General features: G+C 65.8%; 14 protein-coding genes and 1 tRNA gene. 10 read left to right on the top strand and 5 right to left on the bottom strand.

Annotation, left to right across the window (positions count from 1 at the left end):
- Positions 1-140 precede the first annotated feature (140 nt).
- From EEB19_RS25270 to EEB19_RS25260, 3 genes are all read left to right on the top strand, one after another.
- A tRNA-Leu gene (locus EEB19_RS25270) sits at positions 141-217 on the top strand.
- A gap of 109 nt (positions 218-326) precedes the next feature.
- Complete coding sequence (locus EEB19_RS25265; protein ID WP_262365912.1) at positions 327-1,601, top strand: oxygenase MpaB family protein; 1,275 nt, start codon at positions 327-329, stop codon at positions 1,599-1,601.
- 73 nt (positions 1,602-1,674) lie between these two features.
- Entirely contained in the window at positions 1,675-2,106 is a 432-nt protein-coding gene (locus tag EEB19_RS25260; RefSeq protein ID WP_187590080.1) for a VOC family protein, read from the top strand.
- Between the two features lie 88 nt (positions 2,107-2,194).
- Here the strand turns inward: EEB19_RS25260 and EEB19_RS25255 are convergent, their stop codons facing one another.
- The 4 genes from EEB19_RS25255 to EEB19_RS25240 all read right to left on the bottom strand — a co-directional run bounded on the left by EEB19_RS25255 (position 2,195) and on the right by EEB19_RS25240 (position 7,590).
- Positions 2,195-3,697, bottom strand: coding sequence for an amino acid permease (locus tag EEB19_RS25255; protein ID WP_187590079.1), 1,503 nt, complete (start codon positions 3,695-3,697; stop codon positions 2,195-2,197).
- A gap of 122 nt (positions 3,698-3,819) precedes the next feature.
- Positions 3,820-4,281, bottom strand: a complete 462-nt coding sequence (locus tag EEB19_RS25250) for a MauE/DoxX family redox-associated membrane protein (protein ID WP_187590078.1) — start codon at positions 4,279-4,281, stop codon at positions 3,820-3,822.
- 1 nt (position 4,282) lies between these two features.
- The gene (locus tag EEB19_RS25245; protein ID WP_262365915.1) at positions 4,283-6,208 is read right to left on the bottom strand and encodes a hypothetical protein; all 1,926 of its coding nucleotides are present in this window, start codon (positions 6,206-6,208) and stop codon (positions 4,283-4,285) included.
- 128 nt (positions 6,209-6,336) lie between these two features.
- Complete coding sequence (locus tag EEB19_RS25240) at positions 6,337-7,590, bottom strand: acetyl-CoA carboxylase biotin carboxylase subunit family protein (protein WP_187590077.1); 1,254 nt, start codon at positions 7,588-7,590, stop codon at positions 6,337-6,339.
- Between the two features lie 190 nt (positions 7,591-7,780).
- Between EEB19_RS25240 and EEB19_RS25235 the strand changes: the two genes are divergently transcribed.
- From EEB19_RS25235 to EEB19_RS25220, 4 genes are all read left to right on the top strand, one after another.
- Entirely contained in the window at positions 7,781-7,984 is a 204-nt protein-coding gene (locus EEB19_RS25235) for a DUF2945 domain-containing protein (RefSeq protein ID WP_187590076.1), read from the top strand.
- A 77-nt stretch (positions 7,985-8,061) separates the two neighbouring features.
- Positions 8,062-8,703, top strand: coding sequence for an MBL fold metallo-hydrolase (locus EEB19_RS25230; protein ID WP_187590075.1), 642 nt, complete (start codon positions 8,062-8,064; stop codon positions 8,701-8,703).
- Positions 8,693-9,322: a DUF2461 domain-containing protein gene (locus tag EEB19_RS25225; protein ID WP_187590074.1), complete on the top strand. Its 630-nt coding sequence runs from the start codon at positions 8,693-8,695 to the stop codon at positions 9,320-9,322. The genes EEB19_RS25230 and EEB19_RS25225 overlap by 11 nt, the downstream gene beginning before the upstream one ends.
- A gap of 174 nt (positions 9,323-9,496) precedes the next feature.
- Positions 9,497-10,747 (top strand): HNH endonuclease signature motif containing protein, encoded by a 1,251-nt coding sequence (locus tag EEB19_RS25220; RefSeq protein WP_187590073.1) that lies wholly within the window; start codon positions 9,497-9,499, stop codon positions 10,745-10,747.
- A gap of 178 nt (positions 10,748-10,925) precedes the next feature.
- Here the strand turns inward: EEB19_RS25220 and EEB19_RS25215 are convergent, their stop codons facing one another.
- A complete protein-coding gene (locus EEB19_RS25215; RefSeq protein ID WP_187590072.1) occupies positions 10,926-11,339 on the bottom strand; it encodes a YchJ family protein in 414 nt (137 codons plus the stop codon).
- A 123-nt stretch (positions 11,340-11,462) separates the two neighbouring features.
- On the opposite strand from EEB19_RS25215, the gene EEB19_RS25210 reads away from it, so the two are divergent.
- The 3 genes from EEB19_RS25210 (at position 11,463) to EEB19_RS25200 (ending at position 15,453) form a co-directional block, all read left to right on the top strand.
- The gene (locus tag EEB19_RS25210; RefSeq protein WP_187590070.1) at positions 11,463-11,780 is read left to right on the top strand and encodes a hypothetical protein; all 318 of its coding nucleotides are present in this window, start codon (positions 11,463-11,465) and stop codon (positions 11,778-11,780) included.
- 55 nt (positions 11,781-11,835) lie between these two features.
- On the top strand, positions 11,836-13,218 hold the full coding sequence (locus EEB19_RS25205) for an aminotransferase class V-fold PLP-dependent enzyme (protein WP_187590069.1): 1,383 nt from the start codon (positions 11,836-11,838) through the stop codon (positions 13,216-13,218).
- Between the two features lie 132 nt (positions 13,219-13,350).
- A complete protein-coding gene (locus EEB19_RS25200) occupies positions 13,351-15,453 on the top strand; it encodes a glucose PTS transporter subunit IIA (protein WP_187590068.1) in 2,103 nt (700 codons plus the stop codon).
- The last annotated feature ends 372 nt before the right edge of the window (positions 15,454-15,825 follow it).

The raw sequence follows: 15,825 nt of genomic DNA, 5'->3' as shown, positions 1-15,825 counted from the left end.
CCCCTCCTCCGCATCGATGTACCCGTGACCAGCACGATCCGTCACGAGCCGATGCGTGCAGAGTACCGGCTGGTCGGCCCGTCGGCCGATCATCTAGAGTGGACTGTCGCAGCCGCCACATCACGTGCGCGACTGCGGATGCCCTCGTAGCCCAATTGGCAGAGGCAACGGATTCAAAACCCGTCCAGTGTGAGTTCGAGTCTCACCGAGGGCACCAGAAAAGCCCCCGCTCAGCGGGGGCTTTTCTGCATTCCGGAGGGATTCGTGGTCGCGACTCCCCGGCACCACGCCTCGATCACCCGCGATCGATCCGCTACCGTGTGGCCGTGAGACGAAACCAGCCGATCATCTCAAACGCCAGTACAGCCAGCGCCTTGCCGACCGCTTATCGATGGCCGCTCGGCGACACGGCCCACGCACGACTGCGCGATCGCGTGCTGAAGGTCACCGGGGTCGACCTGCTGCCCGACGAGTACACGGCCCAGCGCTACGGCGAGCTCCTGAGTGCCGGCGACCCGCCCGCCGAACGTTTCGTCGCAGAGACCTACCGCGGCGAACTCGGCCCCGAGGCCGCCCGCGCGTTGCTCGACCGCGCCCTCGAGGAGGGAATCGACGCCATCGACGACGCACCTGCGTCGATGCGCAACCTGTTCGCCGAGTTCGACGCGCTACCCGACTGGGCTGATCCCGAGCAGATCGAGGCCGGGGCAGCAGTGTGGCGGCGGTGGGCGTACGCGCTCGGCGGTGTCGGCAATGCGGGGACGATGGACACCTACACCGAAGGTTCTCTCGCAGTGCCGCTTTCACTGGCGGGTGGTTACGCCGGCGAGCGCGCGCTGAATCGCTATCTCGAGACCAGCCGATGGTGGATCGAGGTCTCGCGACCCGGTGCGATCCTCCGCTCCGGAAGTCTCGCTCGCGCCATCACGATGCGGGTTCGTGTCATGCACGTGTCGGTCCGCGCCGGGGTACGCCGGCACGACGAGTGGGACGACGAGCGGTGGGGACTTCCCATCAGTCAGAGCGAGATGATGCTGACCTTGCTCGGCGGCAGCGTCGGACCGGCGATGGGGTTGTACGGCCTGGGGTACATCACGTCGAAGCGCGAACTTGAGGCGTCGCTGATGTTCAACCGCTACCTCGGATACCTCCTCGGTGTCCGCGTCGACGACATCTACCCGCGGACCATCTCCGACGGGCTTCGTCTGCTGTACCTGTTCGACGCCACCCGCTCCCACGATTCCGGCTCTGCCGGAGCCGAACTCGTCGAATCATTCGTGCCCGGGTTCGCGCCGCGACCGGACGCCGGTCGTCGTGATCGTCTCCGCGCCTGGTATCACCTCCAGACACAGTCCGGTTACGCGCGGCTGTTCATGTTGCCGCAGAACCGACGCCGTTTCGATCTTCCCGGCGGCTGGGTCGGCGTCGGACTGCTGCTCGCCGCAGTCCCCGCGCGACTGGTCGGCGAGGTCATTCGTCGCGTCGTACCCGGCGTCGACACCCGACTCCAGGCCAGGTCGGTGGCGAACTGGGAACGTTGGCACGCCTGGCAATCCGAACGTCCGGCGGAATTCGCCGCGCCGTCGGAATTGCGGCGATGAGTTTCGGCGTCGCGGGATGTCTCTTCATCTGACAGCGTTCGAGAACGGGCGCGCAGCACAGAGGAGACATCCGATGCACACCATGATCTACGTGAACCTGCCCGTGGCCGACGTCGCCCGCTCGCGCGCCTTCTTCTCCGACCTCGGCTATACGTTCAACGAGGCGTTCTCCGACGACAACGCCGTCTCGCTCATCCTCGGCGAGAACATCGTCGCGATGCTGCTCCGGCGCGACTACTTCGATACGTTCCACCCGGCGTCGACCGCCGATGCGACGACGACGAAGGAGTGCATCGTCTGCCTCGATGCCGACAGTCGCGACGGCGTCGACGCGCTCGTCGACCGGGCCATCGCGGCCGGCGCCACGGCGGGCGACACCGAGGACCATGGATTCATGTACGGCCGCAGCTACAGCGACCTCGACGGGCACTCGTGGCAGATCATGTGGATGGACCCGACGGCAGCAGCCGGAGCCGAGCCGACGCAGGGCGCCGCCCAGGGCTGAGCGCGTCGGTCAGACGATCCACCAACGGCCGGGTTTGCCGGATGGTCCGCCCGACGGACCATCCGGCAACCCTTGTGCTGGCGCGTGATCAGTGGACCGGATCGGGGTCGCGGTGGGCCGACGCCGCCGCGGCGGGTGACAGATCGGCGGTGAGCAGATCCACCGTCGGCGAACGGGTGATCAGTTTGTGCCCCCACCACAGCGCGAGGAACACGATCAGGGCACCATAGGCCGTCAGCCACAACTCGAGGTTCGCGGCGCTACCGTCGCGGATCGCGCTCAGGTTCTGACCCGCGATGACTGCGACACACATCAGGAGCGCGATGATCGGACCGGCCGGATACAGCCAAGCCTTGTACGGCAGGACATCGAGGTTGTTGCCCTGCAGATTCCATGCTCGTCGGAAACGGTAGTGGGCCCAGGCGATTCCGATCCAGGTGATGAACCCGGCCACCGACGACGCCGTGACCAGCCATACGTAGGCACGGCCGTCGCCCACCTTGCTGGCCGAGAAGCACAGGGCCCCGATCGCTGCGGTGGCAGCAACGGCCATCACCGGCACGCCCGATCGCGTCGCCCACGAGAAGATGCGCGGCGCACTGCGCTCGACGGACAGGCCGTACAGCGCGCGCGTGGCGGCGAACAGGCTGGCATTGCCGGCCGACAGGATCGCGATGAGGATGACGGCGTTCATCATCGACGCCGCCACCGAGATGCCGGCCTGTGAAAACACCAGGGTGAACGGCGCGATCGCGATGTTCTCTTCGGAGGCATTCAGCAGGTTCGGATCGGTATACGGGATCAGGAACGCGATGATCGTCAGGGTGCCCACGTAGAAGAGCAGGATGCGCACGAAGACGGTCCGTACCGCGCGAGGGATCGCGGTCTTCGGCTCGACGGCCTCTCCTGCGGCGACCGCGATCATCTCGGTGCCCTGAAAGGCGAACCCGGCGATCAGGAAGACCGACAGCATGCCGACGGGCCAGTCGACGAACGGCGCGTCGCCGACGGTCCAGTTGCTGAACCCGGGCGAGGGCATGTCACCGACGACACCCAGCACCAGAAGCACGCCGACGAGTAGGAACACCACCACCGCGATCACCTTGATCGTGGCGAACCAGAACTCGGCCTCGCCGAATGCCTTGACCGCGAACAGATTGAGGGCGAGGAGCCCACCCAGGAACACCACCGACCAGATCCACGACGGAACGTCGGGTAACCAGTACTTCATGATGAGCCCGGCCGCGACGAGTTCGGCAGCGAGGGTGATCGACCAGTTGAGCCAATAGTTCCATCCGGCCGCGAATCCGAAAGACTTGCTGACGAACCGTTTTCCGTACTCCTCGAACGGATTGCTACACGGGATGTAGGCCGACATCTCGCCCAGGCTCTGCATGAGGAAGAACACCATGGCGCCCATGAGCAGATATGCCGTGATCGCGCCGCCGGGGCCGGCGTCGGCGATGGTCGCACCCGACGCCACGAAAAGGCCGGTGCCGATCGCACCGCCAAGCGCGAGCATGCTGATGTGACGGCTCTGGAGTCCTTTGCGCAGCGACTCGTCGGGGGTGATTCCCAGAGGACTGGACACCCGCAGAGTCTAACGGCGGACGGGTGCGGGGGCCGGGCGTTCGCGGGTCCGGGTGTCGGGCACTTCCAGGTTGCCCGATGGTCCGCCAGGCGAGCCAAACAGCAACCTGGTGGTGGCAGTGTCTAGTCCGCGGGGGTGTCGGCAGCTCCACCTTCTGACCGCCGCGGCCACCGATCCAACACACCCGCCGACAGTGCCCAGACCACCAGGACCGGCTGGAAGAACAACCGGATCAGTCGCTGGGTGTCGGTGTCGAGGCCGAAGGCGTCGATGTGTGCGACGTACTGATGGATGTTGCCCGGGAACACCGCGACGAAGAAGAGCGCGACCACCGCCGATACGAGTGCGCGGTATCGCGGCAGGGCGATGAGGGCCAGACCGAGCGCGATCTCCACGACCCCGGAGGCGAGGACCACGAAGTCCTTGTCCAGGGGCACCCAGTCGGGCACCTGCGCTTGGAACTCGGTGCGCTGGGCAGTCAGGTGGCCGATGCCCGCCATCATCAGCACGATGCCCAGCAGGACGCGCGCGACCGCGCGTCCCCGGCGCTGCCGGGTGTCATCGCGCCGCAGGAGAGTCGACATGTCAGTCCTCCACGGACTGCTCACCCAGGCGCCCCACGCCCCAGCTGCGTTCGATGTGGCCGACGACACGCTCGACGGCGTCGGCAGGTACGTCGTCGACGGCGCCATCCTCGAGGGGGTCGGCATGGAAGATGTAGAGCCGTGAGGCGAACTGCTCGAACGGCAGCGAGCCCTCCCCCGGGCGTTCGCCATTGCCCGCCGTGCCGACGACCACCGAGTCGCCCCAATCCTGACCGCTGTCGTTGTTCGGGTTGAAGAAGTAGACGCGGATGTCGCCGTTCGTATCCGGTGCGACCCGGAGGATGGTGATCGCATGCCAGCCGACATAGCGAGCGGCGCTGTCGGTGACGGCGATGCCCGCCGGTTGTGGATGGATCAACGGCTGGTGTCCGTTGTGATCGGGGTGATACGCGGCGTAGAACTGCCGGATGAAGTCATCGAGGTCGATCAGGTCGCCCGTCGCGACATCCACGTTGATGCGGAAACCGCGGGCCGACCACCAGCCGTGGAACTCCGGGTTCACCCATCGATGCGGGTCACCCGGTCGGTCGGCACAGCGGCGGACCATCTCCGCGTAGATGCGGTCCAGGTGCGGCACGACGAGGAGAGAAACCGGGTCGAGGTCGATGGGATCGGCGGTCGCAACACCTCCGATGCTCTCCACCGACGAGATCGGTTGCCCTTCGAAGTGGGCGATGACCTCGTCGTCACGGGCCGCCCACGCCACCACCTGCATCAGGTAGTCCGGATCGTTGTACGCCCACATCGACAGAGCACGCGCCGATTGGCAGGTGGGATTGTCGCCCTGACCGACTCCCAGCGGCTGCCCCAGCATGGAGAGCAGACCCCCGAGCAACAATGCGTCGGGTTCGACCGCCGTTCCGAAGGCGGAGTGGAGCCGTTCTCGAACCGACGGCGAGAGTTTCAGCGAGAGCTGGCGCCAGAGCGACGGCACCACGGGCGGCTGATGAAGGATGCCGCGGTCGAGCAGTAGCGACAACCCGTAGACACATTGCGCACTGTGCGGATGCACCGTGCGCAGGATCAGCTCGTGCACCAGATCCGGGTAACGCAACAGACAGTTGCGCCCCACCTCTGAGACCCCGAGCGCCTCGGGCAGCAGATGGACGTTCTCGTCGACCAGGAAACGGACGAGTGTGGCGTGATACGCCGACACCAGTCCGGTGTCGTGCATCGCGCGGGCCAGGCCACGTGCCTCGAACTCCAGTCCCTCGGCGTCCATCGCGTTCAGCCGCGACAGGTAGAGATCGACACCCGGATCGTCACGACATGCCTCCGTCGGACCGAACAGGGCCGTGGTGAGCCGATCGAGCCCCTGCGCCGAGCTGCCCAGATCGACGTCGGACTGGTTGCGGTAGACGGCGATACGCGTGATCATCGCCTTCACGTGGTCGACCTGGATGGGCCGTTGCCGCAGGATGCGCCAGATCTCGTCCACGAGCTGGTCGAGAACGTCACCGAGCCCGATCTGCTCGACGATGTAGGCGAACACGACGCGGCTCAGCGTGGCCATCTTCCCCTGCCGGACCCGCTCGGCCTCCGACGGCGCAGACAGCAGCAGCTCGAGATTCATCGCCAGGATCTGCGACAAGAACCGGCGCGCCTCCTCCGACGACAACTCGGGCCGGGTGTGCTCGCCCACCGCGATGGCCAGAATCCGGAGTTCGCTGGTCACCTCCAGGACCACGGTGTCCGGGTGTTCGCTGCGAAGACTTCCCCCGGCCAGTGCCGGGATCAGGATGTCGGGCTGATCCCAGTCGGTGCCGGTGAACACGCCGACCTCGTCGAGTTCGGCAGCGCGACGGAAGATCTCGGCGCAGCCGCCGTCGCGGGACAACACACGGCGCAGCGAATCGAGGACCCGTCGCACTTTGCCGGACTTGGCATAGTCGGGAGCATCGCGCATCGCCGCAAGGGCGTGATCGAGCTGGTCCACCCGTGAGGCGAGTCCCTTATCGACGTCGGCCGACGACGACACGAGCACCTCGCTGTCCTGCGCGTCGACCGTCTCGGCGGCGATGTCCCCGGTTGCGCTCATACGTAGAAGTCAAGCTCTTCCTGCTCCTTCAACAGATCCCGCATCCGGTACGGATCTTCACCGAAGAAGTACAGCAGACCCCAGTGCGTCCCGAAGGCCGTGCGCTTGGTGACCGTCTCTTCCACGGGCGGCGCCAGATCGTGTGTCTCGTAGTAGTCGTCGTCGGCGGTCGCCTCGGGGATCTCGAGATGCGACACCACGCGTCGACGTGGGTAGACGCCGAAACACCCGGCCACGCCTGCGGCGTCAACGACCTCACGCGGGAAGAAGGCGTCGATCTCCTCCTCGGTGGTCTTCGGGTCGAAGGCGAGGACCAGAGCCTGATAGGCGTTGAATCCGTAGGCGCGCTCCAACAATTCGAAGACCTTGAAGCCTGGCGGCCGGTAGGCCACCTCTCCGAAGTACATCTCGCCGTCGTTGGTGACGAAGTACTCGGGATGGACGAAGCCGAAGTCGATGTCGAAGGTCTTGATCAACTTCTCGATCTGCGCGGTGATCTGCGGTCGGTACTGCTCGAGTTCCGGTGTGGCGGGGACGAACACCGAGTAGCCGAGCGTGACGTACTCGGAGATGTTCAGGAACTTGATCTTCCCGTTGTGAATCCAAGCCTCGACCGCGAACTCCCAACCGTCCAGATGAGATTCCATCAGGACCGGGAACTCCTCATCCGGGATCGAATCCACCTCGTCCGGTGTGCGGATGACGCGGTGCCCCAGGCAGCCTGCCTTGTCGAACGCCTTGAGATGGATCGGGTCGTTGGGGTCGCCGTCGAGCTTCAACAGGGTCTGGTTGACACGTCGCAGGAAGCGGATCACGTCTTCGCGATCGTGCGCCTCCTCGAAGATGCCCACCCTGATGCCACCGAGCTGCGCACGACGCTTCATCAGCGCCTTGTCCCGCAACAACATCGCCTGACCGAACAGCCGAGGCTTGTTCATCAGCACCGAGTTGATCGCGCCGGCCCATTCGACGGTCTCCTCGAACAGCGGGATCGCGACGTCGACGCCCTTGTCCTGCAAGGTCTCGGCGATCTCCAGAGATCGATCGTTCAGACGTTCGAAGTTCCACGGCAGATACGGGATGTCGTGTTCCGAGCAGTATTCCTCGGCCCATTCGGGTGCGACCACGACGTAACGTCGGTCGAATCGATCGAGGGCCTCGATGGCCCCGAGACTCCAACCGAGCAGGGCCACATAGCCCTTGTCCAGGTCTTTTGGCGACTTCGTCGCCGACTTGGTGGGTGTTGTCATGCATGTCCTCTCGCTCAGGTCGTGCGCGGTTCATGCGATCTCTGTTCTTGTCCAACCGTACAGAGTCGGGTTTTCGACGTCTTGTCCCTGTGTACCGGCGCTGTGCTTCACCACCGTGTGGCGGTGGTGTGTTTCAGTGCATCGCTGTCGGGAACACACCGAGCGGAACATCAACACCGAAGGGCGGAACATGGCGATCACCACGGGCGACACGGTGCAGTGGAACACCTCGCAGGGCACGACCGAGGGGCACGCTCGCGAGAAGCGGACCTCCACTTTCACCTTCGACGGTCAGAAGTTCACCGCGAGCGACGACGACCCGTACTGGATCGTCGAGTCGTCGAAGACCGGTGCGAAGGCCGCCCACAAGGAGTCGTCCTTGACGAAGAAGTGAGACACGGGGACGTCTCGACCACGAGGACTACAGTCGACACGTCATCGAATCAGCCCCGACGTGCCCATGGAGGTCTCATGCGTCTCACCAAGCACACCCACGCCACCGTCACGCTGACGAAAGGCGACGCGACACTCCTCATCGACCCGGGCGCGTTCACCCCGAATGCATCGGAACTGTTGGCAGCGGCGGATGCGGTGCTGATCACCCACGAGCACTTCGACCACTTCGACGCCGACAAGATCGTCGCGGCCATGAAAGACCGTGCCGGACTTCATCTGTACGGGCCCGCCTCGATCGCGGACGCGCTGTCGGACGTGGCCGACCGGGTTCATGCGGTGACGACCGGGCAGTCGTTCGACCTCGCCGGGTTCGCCGTCGAGACGTTCGTCGCCGATCATGCGGTCATCCATCCGGAGATCCCGCTGGTCGACAACGTCGGATTCCTCATCGACGGAACCGTCTTCCACCCCGGTGATGCCTACTTGAACCCGGGGCGCCCGGTCGAGACCCTTCTCTTGCCCGTCAGCGGACCGTGGATCTCGACCGAACAGGCGATCGACTATGTGCGCGCACTTGCGCCCAGCCGCAGCATCGCCATTCATGACGTGATGCTCAGCGACACCGGCAAGGCCTCGACCGGGATGTTCCTGGGTGCCGACTCCCTGACCGGGACGCCGCTCGACGTCCTCGACCTGGGTGAGAGCCGTGACCTTTGAGGGTTTCCCGGAAGCCGCTCTCGACTTCTACGACGACCTCGAGATCGACAATTCCAAGGTGTTCTGGGAGGCCCACAAGGAGACCTATCGGACGGCGGTGGCCGGGCCGATGCGAGCGCTGACCGACGACCTCGCCGAGGAATTCGGACAGGCCAAGATCTTTCGCCCGTATCGGGATGTCCGATTCGCGAAGGACAAGACGCCGTACAAGACTCACCAGGGCGCGTTCGTCGGCGTGGCTGCGGCGACCGGATACTACGTACAGATCGGCGCCCCCGGCGTCCGCGTCGGGGCAGGTTTCTACGACGCGTCGGCCGAGCGGCTGGCGGCCATCCGGGCGGCGATCGATCACCGGCGCCATGGACCCGAACTCGAGAAGATCGTCGCACGCCTGGGCCGGGATGGCTGGGAGATCGGCGGCACCACGCTCAAGACCTCGCCCCGCGGATGGGATGCCGATCATCCACGAATCGAGTTGTTGCGCCACAAATCGTTGACCGCCATGCGCGACTACGGGTTCGATGAGATCATTCACACGCCGCAGCTGGTCGAGCGGATCCGGACCGACTGGCGGGCGACGACACCGCTCGTCGACTGGGTGGCACGCCACGGCGGCTAGTCCTCCCGGGTCATCTCTGGTCGCGATCTCGCTCTGATCGATCTTGTCGGTGCCATCTCGTAGTGTTGTCACCAGCAGGAATAAAGAAGACGAAGCGCGCCCCGTGTCCATCTGCCGGCCCGTGCACAGAACACGCAAGTCCTGCTGTCCTGTTCTGTCATTCGGGAGGCCGCAATGTCATCGACCGCATCACTGATCGCCATCGGCGACGCTCTACGCACGGTTCACCTCGACCACGAGTCGATGAGCGGGCAGAGCGCCTTCGAGGAGATGCGCGCCCTGTCCACGATCCGGAATCTGATCGATAACCATGCAGCACAGCTGACCGCCACCCTCGACCGACTGCGCGTGGCCACAGACCACGGCCGCACCACTCGAGAACTGTTGATCGTCATGGGCTTTGCCCCATCTGTGACGCAGCGTTACGTCCGTATCGCCGGTGCGCTCGCACTGCTGCCCACGTTGGCCGCGCATGCCGCCGACGGCGTGGTGTCGGGTGAACATGTCGACGCCATCGTCCGTGGTATCGAGCACATCGGGAAAAGATCACCGGAACCGATCGACGACGGCCAACGTCTAAACTATGTGACAGATCTTCTCGGACAACACTTCTCCGGCGCCACCCCCGCCGAAATCGTCGATCGTGCCCGCACCTTGGGCAACGTGGTCGCTGACGACACTCCCGGCGGGCTGCCTGCCGCTGAAGACCGCACCATCAACACGCTCACCAAGAATAGGACCACCGACGGACGCATCCATGTCGAAGCCGACCTCGATGTCGAAGTCGGCGAAAAGTTCCAGGCGGCCATGGAACGCCACGGTGCACCCCGTCCTGAACCCGACGGCTCCCCCGATGCCCGTTCCACCGAACGACGCCTCGCCGACGCCCTGGAGACCCTGCTCGACATCGCCGCCGCCGGCGGACACGACGCGACCATGGTTCCGAGAACCCATGTGCTGCTGACCATCCCCGCCGACAGCCCCAAAGAATCGTCCCTCGAGTACATGGGATCGGTCACCCGCGCGACGATGAACCGACTGGCCTGTGACCCGACGATCACACCGCTGCTCGTCGACGGCGAAACCGTGCCGCTCGACGTCGGCCGCGACAAACGCCTGTTCACCCCCGCACAACGCAAAGCTCTCTACATCCGCGACAGATGCTGCATCAAATGTGGTGCCCCCGCCGAACGATGCCACGCCCACCACATCGACCACTGGAGCGATGGCGGTGACACGTGCCTGGAGAACGGCTGCCTGCTGTGCCCGTCGTGTCACGCCGACATCCACCACAACGGGTGGGACGTGTTCATCGGCGCCGACCACCACCCCTGGCTGACACCACCGACCACCGTCGACCCCGAGCAAAGAGCGTTACCCAGTTACAGCAGACGCACCATGACCCTCGACGCGGTCGCCGCCTGACCCCATAACCGACTCTCCACACCGACCACAATCTCGCACCCGGCCACGCCGGGACCGCATCCGTACCTTGACAACTCCACAGTGTGAAAAGCGGCGCGCCCGACACCGCTGACCGAGAAGGCGACATTCAACAGCACCCTTCTCGGTCAGCGGTGCGGGCTGCCCAGCCACCCCACCACTAGTCGGGGGCGAGCACCCCTTTGACGTAGACCCAACGGCCGTCACGCTTCTCGAAGGTACTGCGCTCGTGGAGTCGTTCGCGACCGTCGACTGTCCGATAGTGCGCCGTGAAGACGACCTCACCCGCTGTGTCGAACGGCGTTCCGCCCGAGGTCGATTCGATGTCGAGGCGATACCAGGTGAGGGTGTCGTCGAGCTCGAGGGTGCGCGGGCGTGTTCGCGGGTGCCAGCTGTCGAGCAGGTACTCCCGGTCGCCGACGGCGAATGCGGTGAACCGAGAGCGCATGAGGGCCTCGGCGGTGGCAGCGCGTCGTCGACCGTCGAGAATCGGGCCACAGCATTCCGCAAACGGCAGACCCGACGTGCACGGACAGCGTTGCGATCGTGTCCCGGCTCCGGTGGAGTTGGTCATCCTGGTGAGGATAGGCGGCGCGGCGCGGGGTTCGCACGGACGGTGGGGCGGTCGTCGTCGGCGCCCAGCCAACTGACAGGCCGGACACACGATGGTCGCAGCGTGCCGCAGTGAGATGTCCGTATGACCAGCAATGAACGTGCGCTCGACACCATCCTCGTCGTCGTGGACGGCACCCCGCGGGCACGCTCGATCGTGCACCAGATCCTGCGGTCGGGCCGCAACGTCGCCGTCGCCGGGTCCTCCTCGCGCGACCTCGTCCCCTACGTCGACGCGTCGGTTCGCGACCGCGTCTGGGCCGTCGTCGCCGACCCGTCCGATCCGACCCAGATCGACGCGATCATCGAGCGCGCCACCGACACCGTCGGACCCGTCATCATGATCGTCGACCCGGGCGGGCTGCTGTCCGACGTCCACTCCGCCGATCGACGCGTCGCCTGAGCCGGCCGTCCTGGTCCCCGGATCGCCGCAGTGGTGAGATCGTCAACGGGTGGACATGACATCCGATGACGAGATCGCCATGCTGGCCGACGCCGACCGGCGCGCACGGGCGTGGACGGCAGGGATCGGGCGCGACGAGCGACGAGTGTTCCCGTCAGCCGAGTCCCTGGCCCGGCTCGACGGCTTCGCAGAACCGCTCCCGACCGTGGGACGGCCCGCCGACGAAACCATCGCGATGCTCGACGAGATCGCCGGCGCCGGGGTGGTGGCGTCCAACGATCCCCGGTACTTCGGGTACGTCGTGGGTTCGGCCCTGCCGGTGGCCGCCGCGGCCGAACGGATCGCGTCGGCCTGGGATCAATGCGCGTCGTCGTTCGACAATTCACCTGCCGCCCACGTGGTGGAAACGCGCGCGGGACGGTGGGTGCTCGACGCGTTGCAGCTGCCCGAAGAGTCCGCGGTCGGGTTCACCACGAGTGCAACGGCCGGGGCGATCACTGCGCTCACCGCTGCCCGCCGACGACTTCTCGAGCGCCAGGGATGGGACGTCGACAGTTGGGGGCTCGCCGGCGCCCCGCGAATCCGGGTGGTCATCTCTGCACTGGCCCACATCACCGTCGTCCGCGCGCTGCGCGTGCTGGGATTCGGGCTCGACATCATCGAACGCGTTCCCGTCGACGAGCACGGGCGCCTCGACGCCACCCAGATGCCCACCCTCGACGACCGCACGCTGGTGGTGCTGCAGGCGGGAGAGGTCAACACCGGCGAGTTCGACCCATTCGACCAGGTCATCCCTGCGGCACGACAAGCCGGCAGCTGGGTGCACGTGGATGGCGCCTTCGGCCTGTGGGCACGTGCGTCGCGCACACACCGGCACCTCACGTCAGGGGTCGACGGCGCCGACAGCTGGACGACGGACGGCCACAAGTGGCTCAACACCCCGTATGACAGCGCGATGGTGATCGTCCGCAACGCTGCCGCGCTCTCCGACGCGATGAACTCGGACGCCTCGTATCTGACCGGGGCGCCCGACTCCCAGAAGAACCTGACCCTGGAGTTCTCCCGTCGGGCTCGCGGCATCCCCGTGTGGGCGGCATTGCGGACCCTCGGGACCGACGGCGTGGAGGACCTCGTCGACACCTGCATCGCCCATGCCCAGTACGCCGCAGGGCTGCTGCGCGACTCGGACCTCACCGTGCTGAACCGCTGCGTGCTCAATCAGGTGCTGGTACGCGCTGAGTCTCCTGACGAGACACTGGCCGTGCGTGAACGCGTGCTGCGGGGCGGTCGGACGTGGTTCGGGCCTGCGGTGTGGCAGGACCAGCCGGCGTTCCGGATCTCGGTGTCGTCGTGGCGGACGCGCCGCTCCCACATGGATGATCTCGTCACCGAACTCCTCGCGCACGGATCCGGCCCGATGCCCGCGCCGTCGGCGTAGCGGAAATCGTCGCCGAGAGACGGTTCCCGCTACGTCTGTGGGGTGGGGTTTGCCATCTCGACCCGCGTGACCTGCGCACGGCGTTAGCATCCGAGTGCTGGGCATTGTGGCCACCATCCCCCGAGGAGAGTCATGTCAGCGAACTCCGCAGCCGAGATCGTCGCCGGGGTCGGTGGCGCCGCGAACATCGAGAGCCTCACCCACTGCGCGACGCGCCTGCGGTTCCAACTGAACGACGCCTCCGGTGTGGACCAGTCGGCGTTGGAGTCGATCGACGGGGTCATGGGTGCGGTCCCGCAGGCGGGCGATCGCTACCAGGTGGTGATCGGTGGCGGCGTCCAGACGGTCTACAACGAGATCATGGCCCTGCCGGACATGGGTCGGGCCGCCGCAGACGCCGCAGCGATCAAGGCGGCGGCCCGTGCCCAGGGACCGCGCGGCAAGTCGGCGTGGCTCGACTCGTTGTTCGAGTATCTGTCCGACTCGTTCCGGCCGATCCTGGGTGCCCTACTCGGGGCGTCCCTCTTCATCACGTTCATGTCGTTGATGAGCACGCTCGGTGTGATCGGCAACTGGGCCGATCCCCGGACCGAACTGTCGCCGTCGTGGCAGTTCGTGAACCTCTGCTGGCAGTGCGTCTTCGTCTTCCTTCCGCTGATGATCGCCTACAACGCGTCGAAGAAGCTCGGCGCCGATCCGTGGGTCGGGTTCGCGATCATGGCCGTGCTCATGCTGCCGACATACGCCAACTTCACCGAGAATGCCCAGCAGCACACCATCTTCGGATTCGATGTGCAGACGATCGACATCTTCGGCGTCCCGCTGACCGTGTTCGACTACAGCTCGCAGGTGTTCCCGCCGTTGCTCATGGCGGCGGTGCTCGGGCCTCTGTACAAACTGCTGAAGAAGATCATCCCGGAGAACATCCAGCTGATCTTCGTCCCGTTCCTCGCGATGCTGATCATGATCCCGTTGACCGCCTTCATCATCGGCCCCATCGGCGTGTACGTCGGTGCCGGCCTGGCCGACATCCTCAAGTCGATCAACGATTTCTCGCCGTTCATCTTCGCGATCGTGATCCCGCTCGCCTACCCGTTCATGGTCCCGCTGGGCCTGCACTGGCCCATCAACGCGATCATGTTGCTCAACATCCAGACCCTCGGCTACGACTTCATCCAGGGGCCGATGGGTGCATGGAACTTCGCCTGCTTCGGTGCCACCGCGGGCGTGCTGCTGATCGCCTGGCGCGAGCGTGATCTCCAGATGCGACAGACCGCGACCGGCGCTCTCGCCGCCGGCCTGCTCGGCGGGATCTCCGAGCCATCGCTCTACGGAATACACCTGCGCTTCAAACGGATCTATCCACGAATGCTCGTGGGCTGCTTCGTCGGCGGCCTCATCATCGGAATCGGCGGCGGGGTGACAACCAACGCGTTCGTCTTCACCTCGTTGCTCACCATCCCCGCGTTCGACAACATCATTCTGTACAGCATCGCGGTCGCCGCGGCCTTCTTCACCGCGATGATCCTGGTCGTGTTGTCGGGGTATCGAACACCCGAGCAGCAGGCAGATTTCGAGGCCGCCCGCGACGCAGGCCTCGAGCGGCCGGGACCCATCCCGGTCGACGACTCGGCGGAGGGGGTCGCCACCGCGGCCGCACTCGCGGATGCGGAGTCGACCGGTACCGGCGCGGGCGGGGTGGCCACAGCGGTGACGTCGACGACGACCGCGACGGCGGAGGCCCCGGCGTCGACCGCCGTCCGTGGTGCGATCACCGAGATCCCGTCTCCGCTCGCAGGAACGGTCGTGCCGCTGAGCGACGTCCCGGATCCCGTGTTCGCCAAGGGCACCATGGGCGGCGGCGTCGCCATTCTGCCGTCCGGCGATACCGTGTACGCCCCGGCCGTAGCGACGATCGTGGCGGCCCAACCGACCGGCCACGCGTTCGGCATGGTCCTCGACGGGGGTATCGAACTGCTCATTCACGTCGGCATCGACACCGTCCAGCTCAAGGGTGAGGGATTCGACGTCAAGGTGAAGGCCGGGCAGAAGGTCGAGGTGGGAACGCCGCTGGTCACGTTCGACCGCGCGGTGATCGAGGCCGCCGGCTACCCACTCATCACGCCGGTCGTCGTGATGAACACGAAGAAGTTCGCATCGGTCGAGAAGATCGCCGAGGGCGAGACGGCTGTGGGCACACCGATCATCGCGGTCGAGGCGAAACCGAAAGCGTGAGTGGCCCTTCGAGACGCTCGGCTATCGCCTCGCTCCTCAGGGATCAGGGGACGCCGGATCGCGTCGCTCCTCAGGGACCACGAACACATGCACCCTGAGGAGGTTCGGAGCGCCAGCGGAGAACCGTCTCGAAGGGTCCGACCCTTCGAGACACTCGGCTATCGCCTCGCTCCTCAGTGTCTGAGGCCGCCGGTGGCGGCCGTGGTGGGGAGCGAAGAGTGGATGCTGGCCACCTGGGGTCGGTGGGGGGGATCATTGATGGGTGGATCGTGGCCGTCCCCGGACGCTTCCCTTGTGTCAGTGAGCCAGTTCCTCAGTGTGGGGTGCGGGGCCTACCACGGGAATCGTGGATTGTTGCTACGAGCACGCGGA

The organism is Gordonia sp. OPL2 (assembly GCF_003797825.1).
In the GTDB taxonomy this organism is placed as follows: domain Bacteria; phylum Actinomycetota; class Actinomycetes; order Mycobacteriales; family Mycobacteriaceae; genus Gordonia.
The sequence above is the reverse complement of the archived record's forward strand: the minus strand, read 5'-3'. Positions and strand labels throughout refer to the sequence as shown.

Coding starts and splice junctions, on each gene's coding strand:
- EEB19_RS25260 (WP_187590080.1), top strand. CDS start 1,675: ATGCACACCATGATCTACGTGAACCTGCCCGTGGCCGACGTCGCCCGC.
- EEB19_RS25250 (WP_187590078.1), bottom strand. CDS start 4,281: ATGTCGACTCTCCTGCGGCGCGATGACACCCGGCAGCGCCGGGGACGC.
- EEB19_RS25245 (WP_262365915.1), bottom strand. CDS start 6,208: ATGCGCGATGCTCCCGACTATGCCAAGTCCGGCAAAGTGCGACGGGTC.
- EEB19_RS25240 (WP_187590077.1), bottom strand. CDS start 7,590: ATGACAACACCCACCAAGTCGGCGACGAAGTCGCCAAAAGACCTGGAC.
- EEB19_RS25235 (WP_187590076.1), top strand. CDS start 7,781: ATGGCGATCACCACGGGCGACACGGTGCAGTGGAACACCTCGCAGGGC.
- EEB19_RS25230 (WP_187590075.1), top strand. CDS start 8,062: ATGCGTCTCACCAAGCACACCCACGCCACCGTCACGCTGACGAAAGGC.
- EEB19_RS25220 (WP_187590073.1), top strand. CDS start 9,497: ATGTCATCGACCGCATCACTGATCGCCATCGGCGACGCTCTACGCACG.
- EEB19_RS25215 (WP_187590072.1), bottom strand. CDS start 11,339: ATGACCAACTCCACCGGAGCCGGGACACGATCGCAACGCTGTCCGTGC.
- EEB19_RS25210 (WP_187590070.1), top strand. CDS start 11,463: ATGACCAGCAATGAACGTGCGCTCGACACCATCCTCGTCGTCGTGGAC.
- EEB19_RS25205 (WP_187590069.1), top strand. CDS start 11,836: ATGACATCCGATGACGAGATCGCCATGCTGGCCGACGCCGACCGGCGC.
- EEB19_RS25200 (WP_187590068.1), top strand. CDS start 13,351: ATGTCAGCGAACTCCGCAGCCGAGATCGTCGCCGGGGTCGGTGGCGCC.